Origin of the sequence: Armatimonas sp. (genome assembly GCF_043760365.1) — a bacterium.
Lineage (GTDB): Bacteria > Armatimonadota > Armatimonadia > Armatimonadales > Armatimonadaceae > Armatimonas.
This window is the reverse complement of the sequence record NZ_JAYUPA010000398.1, coordinates 1-1,789: the sequence shown is the minus strand read 5'-3', so window position 1 is coordinate 1,789 and position 1,789 is coordinate 1. Positions and strand designations below refer to the sequence as shown.

Here is a 1,789-nt window from a genome sequence, read left to right as displayed (position 1 = left end):
TCGCGCCGTATTGCATTGCCAAGTGCTCCGCCCGCTTGCGTCTGATCGCGTTGTCGGGCGTATCGTAGAGCCGAGCAGCCTTCCCTGCGAAGTAGCCCCCTGCGGTGGCGGAGTAGAACATCAGAGGCAGGCCAAAGTCAATTTCCGTTTGGGTGAGATAGCGTGTGGTGGGATCGTCCGTAACCGACCAAGTGGGAGTGGCAAGGCTACCCTGAATCTGCGAGAGGGCAAATCCCTTCCAGCCCTGTGCCGCCGCCACAGCATTTGCCTCCGCGATGCGCTCCACGGACCAGTTGCTGACGCCAATCGCTCCGAGCCTGGCATCTTGCAGCGGTTCCAGAAGCTCTGAAACGGGTGTGATGCCATCATCACGGTGGAGGAGATAGATCGGAATGCGCTCCACTCCGAGACGCTCGCAGCTCTCGGTGATGTCTTGCTCCAGCACTTCGGGCGCGAGAAAGTGCGCGGGGCGCGGGTACTCGGTGCCAAACGCCGGGTGCCCGCCCTTGGTCACAATCACTGCGCTCTCCAACACGCCCAATGCCTTGAGCACGCGCCCTAGCTCTCGCTCGCTCGCCCCCACGCCGCCGGGCTGCCAGCAGGCATAGACATGCGCCGTGTCAAAGACATTCCCGCCCGCCTCTAAATAAATCGCCACATGGCGCACAGCCGCCTCGCCCGTCAGCGCCGTGCCCAGCGAGCCCGCGCCGTAGCCCAGCGGAAATAGATCGTCGAAGATCATGGTCTTACCTTCTTGAGAAACGCTTCGACGGTGGCCCGATCAGGCAGTCCGGCACGGTTGCCGTAGTTCTGGATGCGGAGTGCGACCGTGGCTTGGGCGAAGTCGGCGGCGGCATGTGGGAGCACTCCGGTGGCGTAGGCCCAGCAAAATGCGCCGTGAAAGACATCGCCTGCACCGCAGGTGTCAAGCACGTTTGGGACCCCGAAGGCGGGCAGAAAAACCGGGTCGGGCTGCTCTTTAGTGGCGATCATTACACCTTTTTCGGCCAGCGTGACACCGGCAACTTTGACGCCTGCTGCGAGAAAGCTGCGCACTTGCGCGGCGGGATTATTGGCGTGCTCGGGGAACGCGCCTGCGCCGCCGCCCTTGCTAGCAAGAATAATATCGCAGAGGGGAAAGAGTGCCTCGCGGCCCGGGCGCATGGTTCCCAGATCAAACGAGACGTGGCCACCTGCCGCTTTGACGAGCTGAGCGGCGTGGAGTGCGCCGCCCAGATCACGGCCATCGAGATGCAGCAAGCTTGCCTGGCTGAGGAGCTCGTCGTGGGCGGGTGTGAAGGTCATTAAGGGCAGCTCCTCCGCGTAGTTTGCCAGAGTACGGGAGCCATCGTGCGCATCAAGAAGCACGAGAGAGCGGCTGGTGGCCACGCCAGGAGTGCGCTGAAAATCGGAGGAGACGCCTTGCTCATCCAGGCTGCGTGCCAGATCGTCGGCATCTCTATCGTCGCCGACCACGCCTAAGTGGACGCAGGCCAGCCCCCCTAGCTTCGCGACGGCGGTGAGTGCCACGGGAACCGGCCCCCCCACTTGCTCGAAGTAGTGCGTCGCCCGCACTTTTGTGTCGCGCTCCCAGGTGGGAACCACCGCGACGAAGTCTTTATTGATCAGCCCGAATCCAACGACCATGACTTTAGGGTACCCTTTTTACCAATGACTCTGCATGATTTAATTGCTCGCCAGCTTGTCCAACTGCTACCCCCCGCAGACCTGAGTGCCGCGCTTTTTAAGCCCGTGGGCACAGTGCCTGTTTTTCAGATCACGGTGGATG

2 protein-coding genes are annotated in these 1,789 nt (G+C 62.1%); both read right to left on the bottom strand.

The window, feature by feature from the left end; genetic code table 11:
* On the bottom strand, positions 1 to 742 hold a 742-nt coding region (locus ACH2EH_RS09475; RefSeq protein ID WP_395141093.1), incomplete at its 3' end, for an aldo/keto reductase.
* Complete coding sequence (locus ACH2EH_RS09470) at positions 739 to 1,647, bottom strand: carbohydrate kinase family protein (protein ID WP_395141091.1); 909 nt, start codon at positions 1,645 to 1,647, stop codon at positions 739 to 741. The genes ACH2EH_RS09475 and ACH2EH_RS09470, both read right to left, overlap by 4 nt.
* Positions 1,648 to 1,789 lie beyond the last annotated feature (142 nt).

Coding starts and splice junctions, on each gene's coding strand:
- ACH2EH_RS09470 (WP_395141091.1), bottom strand. CDS start 1,647: ATGGTCGTTGGATTCGGGCTGATCAATAAAGACTTCGTCGCGGTGGTT.